18 protein-coding genes are annotated in these 17,844 nt (G+C 67.4%); 11 read left to right on the top strand and 7 right to left on the bottom strand.

Annotated features, from left to right (window positions below; all coding sequences use genetic code 11):
* The first annotated feature begins 266 nt into the window (after window positions 1–266).
* Window positions 267–632 carry a hypothetical protein gene (locus tag ACP7AG_RS07895; RefSeq protein ID WP_426009632.1) on the top strand — a complete coding sequence of 122 codons (366 nt, stop codon included), beginning with the start codon at window positions 267–269 and terminating at the stop codon, window positions 630–632.
* Between the two features lie 181 nt (window positions 633–813).
* Here ACP7AG_RS07895 and groL read toward each other — a convergent pair whose 3' ends face one another.
* Window positions 814–2,457 (bottom strand): chaperonin GroEL, encoded by a 1,644-nt coding sequence (gene groL / locus ACP7AG_RS07900; protein WP_426009635.1) that lies wholly within the window; start codon window positions 2,455–2,457, stop codon window positions 814–816.
* Window positions 2,458–2,517: 60 nt separating this feature from the next.
* Complete coding sequence (gene groES, locus ACP7AG_RS07905; RefSeq protein WP_007665932.1) at window positions 2,518–2,808, bottom strand: co-chaperone GroES; 291 nt, start codon at window positions 2,806–2,808, stop codon at window positions 2,518–2,520.
* Window positions 2,809–3,016: 208 nt separating this feature from the next.
* Between groES and ACP7AG_RS07910 the strand changes: the two genes are divergently transcribed.
* From ACP7AG_RS07910 to ACP7AG_RS07920, 3 genes are all read left to right on the top strand, one after another.
* Entirely contained in the window at window positions 3,017–3,403 is a 387-nt protein-coding gene (locus tag ACP7AG_RS07910; RefSeq protein ID WP_426009638.1) for a protease inhibitor I42 family protein, read from the top strand.
* Between the two features lie 103 nt (window positions 3,404–3,506).
* Window positions 3,507–3,947, top strand: coding sequence for a DUF4345 family protein (locus tag ACP7AG_RS07915; RefSeq protein ID WP_426011258.1), 441 nt, complete (start codon window positions 3,507–3,509; stop codon window positions 3,945–3,947).
* 491 nt (window positions 3,948–4,438) lie between these two features.
* Complete coding sequence (locus tag ACP7AG_RS07920) at window positions 4,439–5,497, top strand: efflux transporter outer membrane subunit (RefSeq protein WP_426030416.1); 1,059 nt, start codon at window positions 4,439–4,441, stop codon at window positions 5,495–5,497.
* On the opposite strand, the gene ACP7AG_RS07925 is transcribed toward ACP7AG_RS07920, so the two are convergent.
* The 3 genes from ACP7AG_RS07925 to ACP7AG_RS07935 form a co-directional block, all read right to left on the bottom strand.
* On the bottom strand, window positions 5,494–5,664 hold the full coding sequence (locus ACP7AG_RS07925) for a hypothetical protein (protein WP_426030417.1): 171 nt from the start codon (window positions 5,662–5,664) through the stop codon (window positions 5,494–5,496). The genes ACP7AG_RS07920 and ACP7AG_RS07925 overlap by 4 nt on opposite strands.
* A gap of 320 nt (window positions 5,665–5,984) precedes the next feature.
* A complete protein-coding gene (locus ACP7AG_RS07930) occupies window positions 5,985–7,046 on the bottom strand; it encodes a cell wall hydrolase (protein WP_426030418.1) in 1,062 nt (353 codons plus the stop codon).
* Window positions 7,047–7,236: 190 nt separating this feature from the next.
* Complete coding sequence (locus tag ACP7AG_RS07935; RefSeq protein WP_426009647.1) at window positions 7,237–7,716, bottom strand: Dps family protein; 480 nt, start codon at window positions 7,714–7,716, stop codon at window positions 7,237–7,239.
* A gap of 199 nt (window positions 7,717–7,915) precedes the next feature.
* Between ACP7AG_RS07935 and ACP7AG_RS07940 the strand changes: the two genes are divergently transcribed.
* Window positions 7,916–10,246 carry a PAS domain-containing protein gene (locus ACP7AG_RS07940; RefSeq protein WP_426030419.1) on the top strand — a complete coding sequence of 777 codons (2,331 nt, stop codon included), beginning with the start codon at window positions 7,916–7,918 and terminating at the stop codon, window positions 10,244–10,246.
* 43 nt (window positions 10,247–10,289) lie between these two features.
* Here ACP7AG_RS07940 and ACP7AG_RS07945 read toward each other — a convergent pair whose 3' ends face one another.
* A complete protein-coding gene (locus tag ACP7AG_RS07945; protein ID WP_426009653.1) occupies window positions 10,290–10,505 on the bottom strand; it encodes a hypothetical protein in 216 nt (71 codons plus the stop codon).
* Window positions 10,506–11,070: 565 nt separating this feature from the next.
* On the opposite strand from ACP7AG_RS07945, the gene nadA reads away from it, so the two are divergent.
* The 6 genes from nadA (at window position 11,071) to ACP7AG_RS07975 (ending at window position 16,600) form a co-directional block, all read left to right on the top strand.
* Entirely contained in the window at window positions 11,071–12,156 is a 1,086-nt protein-coding gene (gene nadA / locus ACP7AG_RS07950; protein ID WP_426030420.1) for a quinolinate synthase NadA, read from the top strand.
* A gap of 144 nt (window positions 12,157–12,300) precedes the next feature.
* Entirely contained in the window at window positions 12,301–13,821 is a 1,521-nt protein-coding gene (locus ACP7AG_RS07955; protein ID WP_426030421.1) for an L-aspartate oxidase, read from the top strand.
* Between the two features lie 29 nt (window positions 13,822–13,850).
* Window positions 13,851–14,447: a Uma2 family endonuclease gene (locus tag ACP7AG_RS07960; RefSeq protein WP_426030422.1), complete on the top strand. Its 597-nt coding sequence runs from the start codon at window positions 13,851–13,853 to the stop codon at window positions 14,445–14,447.
* The gene (gene nadC, locus ACP7AG_RS07965) at window positions 14,444–15,295 is read left to right on the top strand and encodes a carboxylating nicotinate-nucleotide diphosphorylase (RefSeq protein WP_426030424.1); all 852 of its coding nucleotides are present in this window, start codon (window positions 14,444–14,446) and stop codon (window positions 15,293–15,295) included. Before ACP7AG_RS07960 ends, nadC begins: the two co-directional genes overlap by 4 nt.
* Window positions 15,296–15,479: 184 nt before the next feature.
* Entirely contained in the window at window positions 15,480–16,073 is a 594-nt protein-coding gene (locus ACP7AG_RS07970; protein ID WP_426009667.1) for a response regulator, read from the top strand.
* Window positions 16,070–16,600 (top strand): hypothetical protein, encoded by a 531-nt coding sequence (locus tag ACP7AG_RS07975; RefSeq protein WP_426030425.1) that lies wholly within the window; start codon window positions 16,070–16,072, stop codon window positions 16,598–16,600. The genes ACP7AG_RS07970 and ACP7AG_RS07975 overlap by 4 nt, the downstream gene beginning before the upstream one ends.
* 6 nt (window positions 16,601–16,606) lie before the next feature.
* On the opposite strand, the gene ACP7AG_RS07980 is transcribed toward ACP7AG_RS07975, so the two are convergent.
* Window positions 16,607–17,782, bottom strand: a complete 1,176-nt coding sequence (locus ACP7AG_RS07980; protein ID WP_426030426.1) for an acyltransferase family protein — start codon at window positions 17,780–17,782, stop codon at window positions 16,607–16,609.
* Between the last annotated feature and the right edge of the window lie 62 nt (window positions 17,783–17,844).

The following is a 17,844-nucleotide window of genomic DNA, read 5'->3' on the forward strand; positions in this document are numbered from 1 at the left end:
GGCCGAGTCAAGGACGGCCCGAAGGGCCGCCGCGGCGCGGCGACGCGAGAGCGTCGTCCTTGACTCGGCCAGACGCCAGAGCTCCGATCCACCAAGGCTTTAAGGCGTGGCCGCATCCGGGGCGGATGCGGGCGTTCGCCGGGGAGCGGACGTTCGGAACCACGGAGAAGCGTGGTTTGCGGTCGTAGATGCTAGTTACGCCACGCGCGATGCAGCTTAAGCTGTGTCCGAGTCTGATATTTACAACCCGACAAAAAGGAGGAACCGTGTCGATGATTGCGTCCGCAGCGATTATTTTATTGGTCGCTACTTCACCCGCGTCGGGCAGCATTGGCCCTCAGCCGAATTTGGAGGAATTTAGCGCGATGGCCGACGCGGCGCTCGCGAGCAAAATGAAAGACCCGAACTCTGTGACGTTCAAATGGCCATATCAACTGGTTGCTGGGCGTGACGGCTATTACACTTGTGGTTTGGTCGATACGCTTAACAAAAAGGTTGAGCGGCGAGATGTTTGGGTGTCGGCGGTCGTTGCCAATGGCCAAGTGCTCAGTGCGCAATGGTCTACCGACAACGGAATGCTTGCTTGGGACTGTGAGAAACAGGTCCGTAAGGGTACGCTTCTCCCAAGATAAGTGGATCCGTTCCTAGCGGCCGCAATGAGTCAGAAGCTAGAGCGAAGCGAGGGTCGGATTACCCGAAGGACACGCGGCCTATCCGCGACCAGCACCCCTCCATCACCCCAAAAAGAAAAAGGGCGGGACCTTTCGGCCCCGCCCCATTCCTTAACATTCAGCAAGCAGCTGAGCGCGTGGACTAGAAGTCCATGTCGCCCATGCCGCCCATGCCGCCGCCGGGAGCGCCGCCGGCGCCGCCCTTCTTGGGTGACTCGACGATCGCGGCTTCCGTGGTGATCAGCAGGCCGGCCACCGAGGCGGCGTCCTGCAGAGCGGTGCGGACAACCTTGGCCGGGTCGATGACGCCGTCCACGATCAGGTCGACATACATTTCGGTCTGGGCGTTGAAGCCGAAGGTCGGCGAGTCGCTTTCCAGAACCTTGCCGACCACGATCGAGCCTTCGACGCCGGCGTTTTCGGCGATCTGGCGGATCGGGGCCTGCAGGGCGCGACGGATGATCGCGATGCCGGCGGTCTGGTCGGCGTTTTCGCCGGTCAGGCCGGCCAGGGCCTTGGAGGCCTTCAGCAGGGCGACGCCGCCGCCGGGGACGATGCCTTCTTCAACGGCCGCGCGGGTGGCGTTGAGGGCGTCGTCGACGCGGTCCTTCTTTTCCTTCACCTCGACTTCGGTCGAGCCGCCGACGCGGATCACGGCAACGCCGCCGGCCAGCTTGGCCAGACGTTCTTGCAGCTTTTCCTTGTCGTAGTCCGACGTGGTGTCTTCGATCTGGCGCTTGATCTGGGTGATGCGCGCTTCGATCGCGGTCTTCTCGCCGACGCCGTCCACGATGGTGGTGTCGTCCTTGGTGATGGTGACCTTCTTGGCCTTGCCGAGCATGTCGAGCGACACGTTCTCGAGCTTGATGCCCAGGTCTTCCGACACGACTTGAGCGCCGGTCAGGATGGCCAGGTCTTCCAGCATCGCCTTGCGACGATCACCAAAGCCCGGGGCCTTGACGGCGGCGACGCGCAGGCCGCCCCGCAGCTTGTTGACCACCAGGGTGGCCAGGGCTTCGCCCTCGACGTCTTCGGCGATGATCACCAAGGGACGGCCCGACTGGACGACGGCTTCCAGCACCGGCAGCAGCGGCTGCAGCGACGAGAGCTTCTTTTCGAACAGCAGGATGAGCGGCTCTTCGAGCTGAACTTCCATCTTGTCGGCGTTGGTGATGAAGTAGGGCGACAGATAGCCGCGGTCGAACTGCATGCCCTCGACGACGTCGAGTTCGGTCTCGGCGGTCTTGGCTTCCTCGACGGTGATGACGCCTTCGTTGCCGACCTTGTCCATGGCCTTGGCGATCATCTCGCCGACGTCCTTGTCGCCATTGGCCGAGATGGTGCCGACCTGAGCGATTTCGGTGTTGGTCGTGACCTTCTTCGACGACGCCTTGATGTCGGCGACGACGATGGCGACGGCCTTGTCGATGCCGCGCTTCAGGTCCATCGGGTTCATGCCGGCGGCGACCGACTTGAGGCCTTCCTGCACGATGGCCTGGGCCAGGACGGTCGCGGTGGTGGTGCCGTCGCCGGCCTTGTCATTGGTCTTCGAAGCGACTTCGCGGATCATCTGCGCGCCGAGGTTCTCGAAGCGGTCAGCCAGTTCGATTTCCTTGGCGACCGAGACGCCGTCCTTGGTCGAGCGCGGGGCGCCGAAGGACTTTTCGATCACGACATTGCGGCCCTTGGGGCCGAGGGTCACCTTCACCGCATTGGCGAGGATGTTGACGCCGCGCAGCATCTTGTCGCGAGCGTCCGAGGAGAAATAAACGTCTTTAGCGGCCATGTGTATGAGCCCTTCTAAATGAGAAACTGGAGTGGAGAGCGGTTCGAACGAGAGAAGCCGTTAGGCCTCGATCACGCCCAGGACGTCGCTTTCCTTCATGATCAGCAGGTCTTCACCGTCGACCTTCACTTCGCTGCCCGACCACTTGCCGAACAGGATCTTGTCGCCGGCCTTCAGGTCGAGAGCGACGACGTCGCCCTTGTCATTGCGGGCGCCGGGGCCGACAGCGACGACTTCGCCTTCTTGCGGCTTTTCCTTGGCGGTGTCGGGGATGATGATCCCGCCCTTGGTTTTGGTTTCTTCTTCGACTCGCTTCACGAGGACGCGGTCGCCAAGAGGACGAAACTTCATAGGGTCTTCTCCGTCGGGACGGTTAGAATTACGGTTCGAAGGCAGGCGGGGAGCGGTGCTGTTAGCAGTCACTCCCACCGAGTGCCAACGCCGGGCAGGAGTTAAGGCTGGGGGTGGCGCAAGTCAAGGACGAGGGCCGCCGATTAGCTGTGGGCAAAGCGCGCCAAAGCCGGTTCGATGAAAGATCATAGGGACAGAAAAAGACGCCATGAAGACGCTTCCCGCCCTGGCCCTGGCCACCGCCCTCCTCGTCGCCGGTTGCGCCAGCGCCCCGCCGCCGCCCGTACGCACGGTCACCGACGCCGATGCGGGCGCGATCACCCTGGCGCGCGGCCAGGGGCTGGAGATCGCCCTGCCGCTGAATTCCGGCACGGGCTACGCCTGGCGGCTGGATGAGGAGGCGCCGATCCTGATCCTCGGCGGCGGCTCCAGCCAGATCACCGACGCCAAGATGCCCGGCGCGCCGGTCCAGACGATCTACCGCTACCAGGCGGTGGGCATGGGCAAGGCCGACCTGGCCTTCACCCTCAAGCAGCCGTGGCGGCCAGACAGCCCGAGCGACCGCAAGGTCGTGTTCCACATCAAGGTGCGCTGATGATCGATCACATCGCCTTAGAGATCAGCGACTTCGCGCGCTCGACGGCGTTCAAACCGCGAGGCAGCCTGCCGGGCGCCCGCGTGACGGACTTGGAGTCATGATGTCGAGTTACGGTCTTTCGCTGGTCCTGGCGGTGATCGCCTGCGTGATCGGCGGCGTGCTGGGAGGGCTGACCCTGACCCGCCCTGGCGCCGCGCGAGGCTTGGCGGGATGGGCCAGTCTCGACCTGGCTGAGGGCGCGGCTCCGTCGGTCGACGCCCTGACCCAGGGCCGGGCGTTCGGCGGCCTGCTGATCCTGTCGCACGCCACGACGGCGCTCTTCCTCGGCTACCAGCCCAGCGTCGGCGCGGCCATGGCCTTCGCCCTGGCCATGGCCTGGTTCGGCGCCGCGCTCGGCCGGGCCGTCTCGGCCCTGGTCGACCGGGCCCGCACCCGCGTCAATTTCGGCAGCCTGGCCTTCGAGGTGATGATCGCCGTGACCCTGAGCCTGCCGTTCTTCAATCCAGGGCGGCTGGTGATCATGGGCGGGAAACTGGTCTAGAGCGGTTCGGCCGGCCCTGCCGGACATCGAGGCGGCTTAGGCGCGGGGACATGCCCTTGGTCATGTCCCCGATCGACGTAGGTCCCGGAAGCGCGACGAGCGCCATCTGGCCCACAGGCCGTCCGATCCGGAGCCCGCCTGATGTTTCCCCGCACCCTCCTGGCCGTTTCCGCCCTGGCGCTGCTGTCGGCCTGCACGGTCGGCCCGGCCTATCAAACGCCGGGCCTGGCCACCGCCACGCCTCTGCCCGGGGGTTTCAAGGCGCTGGATGGCTGGAAGGTCGCCACGCCGGGCGACCTGGCCGATCGCGGCGACTGGTGGACCCTGCTGGGCGATCCGCAACTCGACATGCTGATCGCCCGGGTCAATGTCTCGAACCAGACGATCGCCGCCGCCGAGCCCAGCTACCGCCAGGCCCGCGCCATCGTCCGCGAGCAGCGCGCCAGCCTGTTCCCGACCATCGACCTGTCGGGCGGAGCGACGGGGGCGGCTTGGGCTCGGCGACGAATGGTTCGTCCAGCGGTACGCGCTACCAGGTCGGCCTCGGCGCGGGCTGGGAGCCCGACCTCTGGGGTCGCATCCGCAACGGCGTCACCGGCGCCCGTGCCCGCGAGCAGGCCAGCGCCGCCGACCTGGCCGGCGCGCGGCTGTCGATGCAGGGCGAGCTGGCGGTGAACTATCTGGGCCTGCGCCAGGCCGACGCCGAGATCGCCTTGGTGCATCGCACGGTCGAGGGCTCCCAGCGCGGCCTGACCATCACCCAGAACCGCTACGCCGCCGGCATCGCGCCCAAGTCCGACGTGCTGCAGGCCCAGACCCAGTTGGCCAACGCCCAGGCTGATCTGGAAAGCCTGACTCAGAACCGCGCCACCTACGAAAACGCCATCGCCACCCTGGTCGGCGAACCGGCCAGCGCCTTCAAGCTGGCCGCCGATCCCGCCTGGACCACGCATCTGACCGACGTCCCAACCGGCGTGCCCTCCGAGCTACTGGAACGTCGCCCCGACATCGCCGGCGCCGAGCCCAGGGTGGCCGCCGCCAACGCCGACATCGGCGTGGCCCGCGCCGCCTTCTTCCCAACCCTGAACCTTTCGGGCTCGGGCAATTCCAGCAGCTCAAGCCTGGGCAACCTGTTCAGCGCCTCGGCCAACACCTGGTCGCTGGGCCTCTCCGCCGCCCAGACGCTGTTCGACGCCGGGGCCCGCAAGGCTCGGGTTGAGCAGGCTCGCGTCGCTTACGACGCCTCGGTCGCCGACTATCGCCAGACCGTGCTGACCGCCTTCGAGGATGTCGAGAACCAGCTCACCGCCACCCGCGTACCCGCGCGCCGATACACTCTGCTGCAGACCAGCTCCAGCGCCGCCGACCAGACCGAGCAGATGATCCTCAACCAGTACAAGGCCGGCCAGGTCGCCTACACCGACGTCGTCCAGGCCAAAGCTTCGGCCCTCTCGGCCCGCCGCGCGCTGCTGACCGCTGCAGTCCAGCGCCAGACCACGGCGGTGACCCTGATCCAGGCCTTGGGCGGAGGGTGGAAGGCGGCGACTTAAGGGCGAGGCGGGACCCAGCCGCTCTCCACTGCACGCCCTGAGGTTAAACCTTGCTGAACGGCTGCGAGCTTGTCGAGCTTGTCGAGCTTGTCGAGCTTGTCGAGCTTGTCGAGCTTGTCGAGCTTGTCGAGCTTGTCGAGCTTGTCGAGCTTGAACCTTCGCCTCACCCGGTGACAACCCCGCGCGCGCGGTGGGTTTTGCCCGATGGCCCGTCCACACCTCGCGCCTAGGCTGGCCCGCCATGCCCGCCTCGCTCCCCCTGCAAGACGCCTGGACCCTGCGTCCCGTCGCCGCCCTTGGCGCCGATTCATGCCGATCGCCGGCCTCAAGTCGCTGAGCGAACTGCCCGCCAACTTGTTTCACCATCCGCCGGCCAGGCGTGACGGGTAGGTCAGGGCAGCTGGGATTGATCCTTGCTTAGCGTCGAGGTCATATTCTTTCCTTGGCTCTCGCTGACACCCCCTGCGGGCGACGACGGGAACAGGGACTACATCGGCAGGTCCGGCCTGGGTTTGTCCGAGCCAAAATAGCTGGGCTTCTTCTTGGGCGGCGGAGGCGGCGGAGGTTCGGCCGGCTTGGCGGGTTCTGCGGCGGACTCCGACAGGCCTTCGAGTGACTTGTTGATCTTGGCCACCTCTTCGGCGGTCGGCACGCGGCGACCGCCGCGCATGGCCATGGCCGGATCGCCCGCCAGGGGCGCGAGGGTTTCGACCACGCCATCATGACCAACGATCGTGGCCGGGTCGCCGGACGGCATTGGCGCGGCGCCGGAGGCCTGGGCGGCGGCGAACGTCGCCGCCCGGGTTTCGGCCTGTTCCTGCGCCAGAATCTCAGGCGGCGCGGCCTCCAGGGTGCGCGGATCGGCGCCCATCATGATCTCGGCCGAAACGTCCTCGTGAGCCGAATACTTGCTGCGGAACGCCGTCACCTGGCCCGACGGTCCGGTCCAGCGGTAGAAGATATGAGCGCCCACGGTGCGCAGCTTGACCAGGGTCGGCGCCCAATACGGATAGACGTAGTTGGCGTGGTAGTGGGTGGCGGTGCCGACGCCCTTCATCACGAAGCCCGCCAGGGCCCGCTTGGCGATGATCTGGGCGTTGTCCCACACGGTCGGGCTGATCGCCCGCTCCAGCGAGCCGTCGCAGGTGAAGCTGAACTGGCAGCCCGTGCCCCGCGCCGCGCCCTCGTAGACCACGCCGCAGACCGACTTGGGATAGCCCGGATGGCGCATCCGGTTGAGCACGGTCTGGGCCACGGCCTGCTGACCGTCCACCGGCTCGAACCCGGCCTCGAAATAGACCGCCTGGGTCAGGCAGCGCAGGGCCTTGTCCCGCTCCAGCGGCGGCCCGCTGATCTTGAAGGGCCTGGCCGCCTCCATCGTTAGGGGCGACGCCTGCTTGAAGCTGTTGATCAGCCGGGCTTCCTCGAAATCCGCATCGCGGTCGCCCAGGCGGGGGATCAGGTGGAGATCCAGCTTCTCCCAGCCCGCGACGCGGCCCCAATAGTCCTTGTGCGGCCGCGGGTCGTGCCGCCGGGCCAAGGCCAGCATCGCCAGATCCATATTGGCGGTGTAGCGGGCCAGGCCGGCGTCGGACAGAGAGCCGGCGATGGTGACGATGGCCTTGGGCCGGCCGGATCCGGCCGGGAGATAATAGGTTGTCGCGCACGCGGAAAGGCCGCCGGAGGCGACGAGCGCCGCGGCGGCCTTGACGGCATGGGTTTGACTAGAGCTTGGCAGACTATTTCCCGCCCAGCGTGGAGCGGATCATCCAGGCATGCTTTTCGTGGGCGGCCAGGCGCTGGGTATAGAGATCGGCGGTGGCCTCGTCGCCAGCTTCCTCGGCCGCTCCGAAAGCGTCGCGCAGGGTGGCGATCACGGTCTCGTTGTCGGCCTGGAGTTCCTTGAACATGCCTTCCCACTCCTTCTCGGCGTCGCCATCCTTGATGCTCGAGAGGTTTCCGAACGCGCCGTAGCCCATGGGGGCCAGTTCGCCCAGCGCGCGAATGCGCTCGGCGATCGCGTCAAGCGCCGTCCATTCCTCGGTGTATTGGCCTTCGAGCAGCACGTGCAGCGCCTGGAAATTGGGGCCGCGCACGTTCCAGTGATAGCCGTGGGTCTTGAGATACAAAGCATAGCTGTCAGCCAGGACCTTGTTCAGGCCGGCGACAATGTCGCTGCGTTGTTTCGTCGTGAAGCCGGTGTTCAGGTTCGCAGCCATCGTCATCTCCCGTGTTGCGTGTTGCGTGTTGCGTGTTGCGTGTTGCGTGTTGCGTGTTGCGTGTTGCGTGTTGCGTGTCTTAGGTAAGCGTGTCCATGCTCTTGGCAAGACGTACGTGCGCCAGGGCCCCATGAAGTCACAAGAACCACTCGCAACGCAGCAAGGGCGCTTTTCGCCTGATGTGCTGAGCGCGTGGTTGGTGCCCAAGGCGCCGCCGCCCCTTTGGCGGGCGACCCTGGCCACGGTGGCCGCCATCGCCGTCGCGATGGGGCTGCGCATCGCCTTGCTGGGCCTGAGCGGCAGTATCGGCGTCACCCAGGCCTTTTTCCCGGCGATGATTCTGGTCACGCTCTATACCGGCTGGCGTTGGGGCGTCGCGCCACTGGTCGCCGGGGCGGTTTTTGCCTGGTGGCTGTGGGGCGGAGGGCAAGGCGAGGGCCTTGACGAGAGCGAGATCGCCACCCTGGTGCTGTTCGTGGTTTCGGGGGCGATCACCATCGTCGTGGCCGAGGGGCTGCGCATCGCCCTCGTCAGCCTCGCCCTGGCCCGCCGCCTCCAGATCAAGGCCGAGCTTCGCCTAGAGATGACACAGACCGCAGCCGGCGTCGGTCCCTGGGAATGGGACTTGCTGAACAACGAGCTGCAGCTGTCGCCCGCCGCGCGCAAGAACCTGGGCGTCACCACGGCGAGTCCGCTCGACCTGGCCGGCCTGCTGGATTTGGTCCATCCCGACGATCGCGTCATGATGGCGGCCCGTATCCGCGAAGCCGTGAAGACCGGGCCGCTCTATGAGGTCGAATATCGGCTGATCGGCGCGCCCGGCGGCGAGCGCTGGATCCACGGACGCGGCGAGGTGTATCGCGACGCGGAAGGCCGCGCCACTAAGGTTCTCGGCGTCAATTTCGACGTCACCACGCGCCGCCAGGCCGAGGAGAGCCTGCGCGAGAGCGAAGCGCGTTTCCGCTCCCTGGCCGACAGCGCCCCGGCCTTGATGTGGATCAGCGGCGAGGATGGCGTGCGGATCTTTGTCAACGCCGCCTATGTGGACTTCGCCGGAGTGACCTTTGAAGACGCCTTGATCCTGGACTGGCGCTCGCGGCTGCACGCCGACGACCTGCAGGTCATTCTCAAGGCCCAGATTTCCGGCGAGGCGTCGCGCAAGCCCTTCAGCCTGGAGGGTCGCTACCGGCGGTTCGACGGCGAGATGCGCTGGCTGAAATCGTTCTCCCAGCCGCGCCACGGGCCAGGCCAGGTGTTCAACGGCTTCATCGGCATCGCCTTCGACTTCACGGACACCAAGGAGGCCGAGGCCAAGCTGACCAACCTCAATGAGCTGCTGGCCGACCGCGTGCAGGAAGCCCTGTCCGAGCGCGATGTCGCCCAGGCCGCCCTGACCCAATCCCAGAAGCTGGAGGCCATCGGCCAGCTGACCGGCGGGGTGGCTCATGACTTCAACAACCTGCTGACGGTGATCATCGGCGCGCTGGACGTGCTGCAGCGCAATCCGCAAGATGAAACGCGGCGTGAGCGGATGGTGAGCGCCGCCCAGGCCGCAGCGCGGCGCGGCGAAAAGCTGACCCAGCATCTGCTCGCCTTCGCTCGCCGCCAGCCGTTACATCCCGAAATCTGCCGCATCGACGCGATGATCGTCGATAGCGAGAGCCTGCTGCGCCGCGCCATCGGCGAGGGCCTGACGCTCAGCCTCGACCTTCAGGCGGGCGAGCGCACGACCCTGACCGATTCCGGCCAGTTCGAGGCCGCCCTGCTGAACATGGTGGTCAACGCCCGCGACGCCACGCCGCCTGGCGGCGCCATCGCCATCCTTTCCGCAGCGGTGGACCTGGCCGAGCCCCGGGGTGAGCTGCCGGCCGGCCGCTATCTGCGCGTCGCCGTGCGCGACACCGGAGCCGGCATGGACGCCAAAACCATGGAGCGGGCCTTCGAGCCGTTCTACACTACCAAGCCGGTCGGCAAGGGCACGGGGCTGGGCCTGTCGCAGGTCTATGGCTTCGCCCGGCAGAGCGGTGGCGAGGTGACGATCGACTCCACTGTCGGCGAAGGTACGACCGTGGCCATGACGCTGCCGGTGCGCGAGGCCTTCTCGAGCGTTGAGGTCCTGAGCGTGGCGCCGCCGGCCACCCGCGCCACCGCCCATGTGCTGCTGGTCGAGGACGACGTCGAGGTCGGCGACCTGATCGAGGCCATGCTCGACGAGCTGGGCCACATGGTCAGCCGGGCGGCCAGCGCCGATCAGGCCCTGGCCATCACGCGCGCCGATCCCACCCTGGCCCTGGTGATCACCGACGTGATGATGCCTGGGGGCAAGAGCGGGGTCGATCTGGCCATCACCCTGTCGCACGAGCGTCCGGATCTGCCGATCCTGCTCAGTTCGGGCTATGCCGGCCAGGAATTGGTCCGCGCCCACGAGACTTCCTGGCCCCTGCTACGCAAGCCCTATGCCCTCGACGCCCTCGCCAGGGCCATGGCCGACGCCTGGGACAGGCGCCCACCGAACCAGGCGGTGGGGTGAGGGTCAGCCCAGGTCAGCCGTTCGCCGGCTTACCCGGCGCGCGTCAGGCGCCGGTGGCGTCCACGACGATAGCCACCGTCTTGCCTCGAGAAAGCGGGTCCCACCCCGCCTCGATGGCGGATGCGATGGCCTTCGCAACGAGGTCCGGAGCGATTTGCGAGGCCTTGAGAACGGGCGCCCCGTACCGAGGCTCAGGGCCAGGCGGAAACTCCATCACGGCTTCGCGCTGCCCTTCCTTGTGACGCGCGGCGATCGCCATGCCATGCCGTGACGCGGTGTCGCTGGACCATCCGGGCAGGCGGTGAAGTCGCCAGACAAAAGGCTGTCCGCCAACTTCGATCTCAAGGTCAGCGCTTTGCTTGGTTCGTGCCATGTACGGGTGTTATCCTGGCCAGCCCGTCCAGGCCACCCCGTCGCGGGCCTTGGGGGTTCGAAAGGGCGGTCGAGCGCCCGCGATGCCCTCGACACGGCTCCAACGGGTTCGCCGCAGCTTAGCTGGCGTCGGCCACCGCCGCGCGCCGCGCCTACCCGTGAACCGCCCATTGGGCCGCTGTAGACGCCGCCCTAGGATCCTCGGTCGAACGACTGTCGCCTGGTGTTGCTCGGCTCGAAACCGCCTGAAAGTCAGAGACGGTCACAACGCATCACCGGCAGGGCGGTCGGGCGAATCGTACAGGACGATTTGCAATCGGCGACGGAAGGTCTATATCTGATCCGTGGGTTTTGCTCAATTTCAGCAAAAGCCGTGACGCCGATGGGCTCTCCGTCCTCCGGCGTTTTTTGAGACCCTGGAAATGCTCAGTTTGAGCATAAGAGAGGATCAGATGGCCGACGGTTTTGCGCCCCTCGCTTTCAATGCCGATGTCGAAGCCGAAACCGCCGCCGCATGGAACAAGGTCAAGCACCATGTCACGCCGCTGGAATGGCAGATTCACGCGCCCTTGATCAGCGAGATCAACCGGTTGAAGCGCGAGAAAAACGCCGTCATCCTGGCCCACAACTACATGACGCCAGAGATCTTCCACGGCGTGGGCGACTTCGTCGGCGACAGCCTGGCCCTGGCCCGCGAGGCCGCCCAGTGCGACGCGGCCGTCATCGTCCAGGCCGGCGTCCACTTCATGGCCGAGACCAGCAAGGTGCTGGCGCCCGACAAGCGCGTGCTGATCCCCGACCTGCGGGCCGGCTGCTCTCTGGCCTCCTCGATCACGGGCGCCGATGTTCGGCTGATCAAGGCGCGTCATCCGGGCGTCCCAGTCGTCACCTATGTCAACACCACCGCCGACGTGAAGGCCGAGACCGACATCTGCTGCACCAGCGCCAACGCCGTGCAGGTGGTGGAGTGGGCGGCCCGCGAATGGGGCGTCGACAAGGTGATCCTGATCCCCGACGAGTTCCTGGCCCGCAACGTGGCGCGCCAGACCTCGGTGAAGATCATCGCCTGGGCCGGCCGCTGCGAGGTGCACGAGCGCTTCAACGCCCAGGACATCGCCGACATGCGCGCAGCTTATCCGGGGGCCGAGATCCTGGCTCACCCCGAATGCCCGACCGAGATCCTGGAAGCCGTCGATTTCGCCGGCTCGACGGCGGCGATGAACGACTATGTCGCTGTGCGCAAGCCCAGGCAGGTGGTGCTGATCACCGAGTGCTCGATGGCCTCCAACGTCCAGGCGGAGTCGCCCGGCACCCAGTTCATCGGCCCCTGCAACCTGTGTCCGCACATGAAGCGGATTAGCCTCCAGAACATCCACGACGCGCTGGTCCACGACCGCTACGAAGTGACCGTCGATTCGGCCATCGCCGTCCGCGCCCGCCTGGCCGTGCAGCGGATGATCGACCTGCCGCCGCCGCTGGTTCCGGCGCGGTATGACCTGGTGAAGGCCAAGCATCATGTGGATGTGGAGATGATCTAGAAAACCCTTCCCTTCGCCCCTTGCGGGGAAAGGTGGCCGCGAAGCGGTCGGATGGGGGGTGTCGGCGCAGACGTCCAAATCAGCGCCGACACCCCCACCCCAATCCCTCCCCGCAAGGGGGAGGGGCTTCGGAGTGAGCTTGAGATGATTGAGCACCGCATTACCTTCGATGGCCCCGTGATCCTCGGGGCGGGCCTGGCGGGTCTCACAGCCGCCCTTGCCGCCGCGCCGCGCCGGGCGCTCGTGCTGTCGCCGACGCCGCTGGCGACCGGCTGCTCCAGCGCCTGGGCGCAGGGCGGCATGGCTGCGGCCCTGTCGAACGAGGACGCTCCCGCCCTGCATGCCGCAGACACCATGGCGGCCGGCGCGGGTCTATGCGATCCGGCGGCCGTCGCGCTATTGACCACCGAAGGCCCGGACGCGGTTCGCGCCCTCGCCGCCCTCGGAGCCCCGTTCGACCGGCAAGCCAATGGCGACTTCGTGCTCAGCCTGGAAGCCGCTCACGCCAAGGCCCGGGTTGCCCGGGTCGGCGGCGACGGGGCCGGCGCGGCGATCATGGCGGCCGTCATCGCCACTGTCCGCGCCGCGCCCTCCATCGAGGTCCGTGAGAACGCTCGCGCCCGCCGGTTGCTCCAGGACGCGACCGGTCGCGTGGTCGGCGTGTTGGCCGAAGTCGGCGGCAAGCTTGTCGAGATCCACGCCGCCAGCGTCATCCTGGCGACCGGCGGGGTCGGCGGCCTCTACGCGGTCACAACCACCCCGGCCGAAGTGCGCGGCGAGGGCCTGGGCCTGGCCGCCCTGGCCGGGGCAGAAATCGCCGATCCGGAGTTCGTGCAGTTCCACCCCACGGCCATCGACATCGGCCGCGACCCCGCGCCCCTGGCCACCGAGGCCCTGCGCGGCGAAGGGGCGATCCTGCGCAATACGGATGGCCGCGCCTTCATGGCCGACTATCACACGGCTCGCGAGCTGGCGCCGCGCGACGTGGTGGCCCGCGCCATCAACGCCGAGCGCTCGGCCGGACGCGGCGCTCTCCTGGACGCCACCACGGCGGTCGGCGCCCACTTCCCGCAGGAGTTCCCGGCCGTGTTCGCCGCCTGCATGAGCGCGGGGATCGACCCGCGCGTCCAGCCGATCCCGGTGACTCCGGCGGTGCACTATCACATGGGCGGCGTGGCGACGGACCTCGACGGCCGCGCCAGCCTGCCGGGCCTGCTGGCGGCCGGCGAGTGCGCCAGCACGGGCGTGCACGGCGCCAACCGCCTGGCCTCCAACAGCCTGCTGGAGGCGGCCGTGTTCGGCGCCCGGGCCGGGCGCGTGGCGCGCGACCTGGCGATGGGCGGCGAACCTCTGCCGGCCGAGCCCACGCCCGACCTGCCCGACGCCGCTCTCCAGATCCTGCGCCGGGCGATGAGCCGCGACGCCGGCGTGATCCGCGACGCCGAGGGCCTTTCCCGCCTCGTGACCGTGATCGACGCCTCGCAAACGGCGCACGGCCTGGCCCCAACCCTGGTCGCCGCCGGCCTGATCGCTCGCGCCGCCCTGGCCCGCGAGGAAAGCCGAGGCGGCCATTTCCGCCGCGATTTCCCCGCCGCAACCTTGGCCGAGCGCACTTTCATCACCCTGGACAGCGCCGCCGCCGGCTTGCGATACGCGGCGGAATAGGAGTACGTTTCAGGAACGGAGGCTCTGCCATGACGGCGACGGATGCGGGTTTCGAAGAGCGCGGCGACAGCGAGTTCCTGTTCGACTTCGATCAGTTTGAACTGATGGACCAGGCGGGCGTGTTCTCCGGCGTCCAAGGGCGCGTCGAACTGATCGAAGGGAAGATCATCCAGATGGCGCCCGCTTCTGGCGATCATGGCGAGGTTTCCGGGGGCGTTTTCTATGCCCTGAAGTCCGCCGCCATGGCGGCTGGCGTCGACAAGCTGCACCGCTTCATCGTCCACGCCACGCTGAAGATTGGTACCTGCAGCGCGCCCGAACCGGACGTGCTCGTCATAAGGCGCGGCGAAAGCGAAAAATACGCTCGGGCCGAACAGGCCGTGCTGGTAGCCGAGGTATCGATCTCAACGCGCGAGAACGACCTGACGGTGAAGAGCCGACTCTATGCCAAGGCCAGTGTGCCGGAATATTGGGTGGTTGAGCCGGAAGCCCGCAGGCTGAATGTTTTCCGCGAACCGCAAGCTGATGGGACCTGGGCTTCGACCACCGTCCTCGAAGGCGACGACGCCGCCGTCTCGCCCCTGTTCGCCCCGCAGATCAGCATCGCGCTGTCGGAGTTGTTTTGAGCGTTCCGTCCCCCCTCCCCGACCTGCTGATCCGCCCCCTCATCGACCTGGCCCTGGCCGAGGACCTTGGCCGAGCCGGCGACATCACCGCCCAGGCCTGTATCGACGCCGACGTTCGGCTTTCGGTGGTGTGGGCCGCGCGGCAGGAGGGCCGGATCGCCGGCCTGTCCTGCGCACGCCTGTCGCTGGCCGCCCTGGATTCGACCGCGTCGTTCGAGGTCTTGACGCAGGACGGCGCCGACGCCGCGCCCGGCGCCGTCCTGGCCCGGGCCGAGGGCAACGCCCGCGCGGTGCTGGCCGCCGAGCGCACAGGGCTGAATTTGCTGGGCAAGCTGTCGGGCATCGCCACCCTGACGCGGGCCTATGTGCGCCTGGTCGAGGGCACGGGCGCCGTCATCGTCGACACCCGCAAGACCACGCCCGGCCTGCGGGCCCTGGAGAAATACGCCGTGCGCTGCGGCGGCGGCGTCAACCACCGCTTTGGCCTGGATGACGCGATCCTGATCAAGGACAACCACGTCGCGGCCTGCGGCGGCGTGGGCGAGGCCGTCCGCCGGGCCCGCGCCTTCGCCGGCCACCTGGTCAAGGTCGAGGTCGAGGTGGATGGACTTGACCAGTTGGAAGACGCGCTGAAGCACCGCCCCGACGTGGTCATGCTCGACAATTTCAGCCTCGAAGACCTGAAGACCGCCGTCGCCCTGGCCAAGGGCCGTGCAGTGCTGGAAGCCTCCGGCGGCGTCAACCTGACCACCGTCCGGGCCATCGCCGAGGCCGGCGTGGACGTGATCAGCGTCGGCGCCCTGACCCACTCGGCCCTGGTGATGGATATTGGCCTGGACGCCGTGTGAGACCCACTCCTCTATCCGCTCATCCCGGCGAATGCCTGGAGGAGCGGAACGAGGGCATGGCGAGCCTGGTGAAGCTGCTCCGCGACAATCCGCCCCATCCGCGTGGCGACAGCGGTTTCTTAACCGTATGGGCGCATTGAGTAACGGTCCCAGCAGTTCGTCGGGATGACCGGGGCGCTCTGGGTTGCAACCAAGTCAGCACATCAATCTGGACAAGGCTCGGGCGCTGATTGTTGATGACAATCCGCAGTCGCTCGACATCCTGGTCGGGGTGCTGATGAGCTTTGGCCTGCGCAATGTCGTGCGCAAAACCACCGCCCAGGAAGCCCAGAACGAGCTGAAATATCATCAGGTCGATCTGATCCTGACCAACGCCCTGCTGCCGGAGATGGACGGCTACGACCTGATCCGCTGGCTGCGCCGCGAGTCCGACGAAGCCAACCGCATGACCCCCGCCATCATCGTCACCGCCCACACCCGTCGCGCCCACGTCGAGAAGGCCCGCGACTGCGGCGCCAACTTCATCGTCACCAAGCCGATTTCACCGACCGTGATGCTGGAGCGAATCCTCTGGGTCGCCAAAGGCGATCGCATGTTCATAGAGTGCGACACCTACATCGGCCCCGACCGCCGCTGGCGCAACGCTGGCCCGCCGGTCGAATTCCCCGACGGCCGGCGCCGCGACGATCAGTCCACTGAATTGAGCGACGGCTCAGGCCAGAACATGAGCCAGGACGAGTTGGACCTGCTCATCAAACCACAAAGATCCTTGGCATGAGCGAAGTCAAAAAGAGCCGCATGCGGCCGCGTCTCGGCCAGCTGATGGCGCAAAAGGGCGGCATATACGTTGGCGAAGCGCTGAAACGCGCCGACGCCACCTTGGAAACCCTGCGCGAGCCGTCTTTGGTCGGCATCGGCCACCACATCGCGGCGCGGGGGGGCAGGAGGGGCCCACCCGCCCCCGGGGCCGCCCGCGGGGGGGGGGGGCCCCGGGGCCCCCCCCCCCCCGACGGGCCCGCGCGGATCGAGGGGCTCTATGCCCGCGCCGCCGACATCGTCAGCTTGTGCGGAGCTGAGCGCAACGAGGCTGTCGAGATCGCCGCCCGCTCGCTGTGCGACCTGCTGGACGAGGCCGGCGCGCTGACGCCCACGGTGCAGGCCGGCGTCAAGGTGCACGTCGCCTCGATCAAGCTGCTGCACCGCGCCGACGCCAATTCCGCCATGCAAGACATCATCCTGCAGGGCCTGGCCAGCGTGCTGGAAAAGCAGCGCGGCGAAACCGCCGAGAAGAACTCCGCGGCTTAAGGGGGCTTACCGCCGCCCCCGTAGCCATGGCGCCATGCGATCTTGCAGCGGCTGATCGAGATAGGTGTGGAACAGGAAGGCCGCGCCAAGGGCGATCGGGAACGAGGCCAGCCACATCAGCCACTGCCAGGCGATGCCGATCGGCACGGTCTCAATCAACTCGTGCACCGCGCTCCAATAGATCACCCCCACGAGAATGTGGGTGATGAACAGGGCGAAGGACAGCTTGGCGCCTTCCTCAATCCAGGCCTTGGGATGGCGCACCGGCAGGCGACCCGCCCCCAGCACAATCGCGGCGATGGCGATCAGGCAGGGGATGTCGAAAATCAGCTCGTCGGGGAGGGCGTAGCGGTCCAGCGGCTGCATCGCCGCCAGCAGCCCGCAACCGCCGACCAGCAGGGCCTTGGCGGCCTTTTCCGACGGCCAGTCCATCTCGACCGCCCGCGCCAGGCAGACGCCCAGGATGAACAACGGCAAGGCCCGTAGTACGCCATAGCGGAACTGCAGGTCCGACAGGGCGTGGTGAAAGGCCTGACGGGCGACGACCTCGCACAGCGCGAAGGCCAGGGCCCCGGCCAAAGGCAGCAGCCACGGATGGCGCACCTTGTCGGCGGCCCGCCACAGCCAGGGAAACACCGCATAACAGACTACCAGCGCCGACAGCGACCAACTGGGCAGGTTCCAGCCGTCGCTGTTGAACCCCCAGGCATGGACCAGCAGGGCCTGGACCGGCAGTTGGTCCCAGGCAAAGCGCGAGGGCTTGTGGGCGTCGGTGCCCAGGCTGTTGAGCACCAGCACCAAGACCGCCATCGTCGCCAGCACGATCAGGTGCCCCGGCCAGACCCTGCCCACCCGGCGCACCCAGAACCGGCCATGGCTGATGCGCCCCGTCAGGGTCGAGGCTCCATAGGCCCGGCCCAGCACATAGCCCGACAGCATCAGGAAGAAATCGGTGGCCAGGAAGCCGCGCGAGAACATTTGGGAGAAGCGCTCGATGCGCATCGGCCCCTCGGCCCCGTAGTGATAGAGCACGATCAGCAACGAGGCCACGAGCCGCAGCAGGTCCAGCGCGCCGCCCCGGGTTGAGGCCCGCAGTGGGCGCGCGGCGACCGGGGTGGCCGGCGGGTCCGAAGGCGGCGTCGCATCGCCGGAAGCCGTGGGGGGAAGGACGGGTACGTTCACAACGCCTCCGCCTTAACAAAGCCGGGCGCGCCGGGAAAGCACGCGTCGCAAAAGCGGCCCCG

The sequence above is a fragment of the Caulobacter sp. DWP3-1-3b2 genome (genome assembly GCF_049896325.1).
In the GTDB taxonomy this organism is placed as follows: domain Bacteria; phylum Pseudomonadota; class Alphaproteobacteria; order Caulobacterales; family Caulobacteraceae; genus Caulobacter.

Coding starts and splice junctions, on each gene's coding strand:
- groL (WP_426009635.1), bottom strand. CDS start 2,457: ATGGCCGCTAAAGACGTTTATTTCTCCTCGGACGCTCGCGACAAGATG.
- groES (WP_007665932.1), bottom strand. CDS start 2,808: ATGAAGTTTCGTCCTCTTGGCGACCGCGTCCTCGTGAAGCGAGTCGAA.
- ACP7AG_RS07910 (WP_426009638.1), top strand. CDS start 3,017: ATGAAGACGCTTCCCGCCCTGGCCCTGGCCACCGCCCTCCTCGTCGCC.
- ACP7AG_RS07915 (WP_426011258.1), top strand. CDS start 3,507: ATGTCGAGTTACGGTCTTTCGCTGGTCCTGGCGGTGATCGCCTGCGTG.
- ACP7AG_RS07930 (WP_426030418.1), bottom strand. CDS start 7,046: ATGCTGGCCTTGGCCCGGCGGCACGACCCGCGGCCGCACAAGGACTAT.
- ACP7AG_RS07935 (WP_426009647.1), bottom strand. CDS start 7,716: ATGGCTGCGAACCTGAACACCGGCTTCACGACGAAACAACGCAGCGAC.
- ACP7AG_RS07945 (WP_426009653.1), bottom strand. CDS start 10,505: ATGGCGATCGCCGCGCGTCACAAGGAAGGGCAGCGCGAAGCCGTGATG.
- nadA (WP_426030420.1), top strand. CDS start 11,071: ATGGCCGACGGTTTTGCGCCCCTCGCTTTCAATGCCGATGTCGAAGCC.
- ACP7AG_RS07955 (WP_426030421.1), top strand. CDS start 12,301: ATGATTGAGCACCGCATTACCTTCGATGGCCCCGTGATCCTCGGGGCG.
- ACP7AG_RS07960 (WP_426030422.1), top strand. CDS start 13,851: ATGACGGCGACGGATGCGGGTTTCGAAGAGCGCGGCGACAGCGAGTTC.
- ACP7AG_RS07975 (WP_426030425.1), top strand. CDS start 16,070: ATGAGCGAAGTCAAAAAGAGCCGCATGCGGCCGCGTCTCGGCCAGCTG.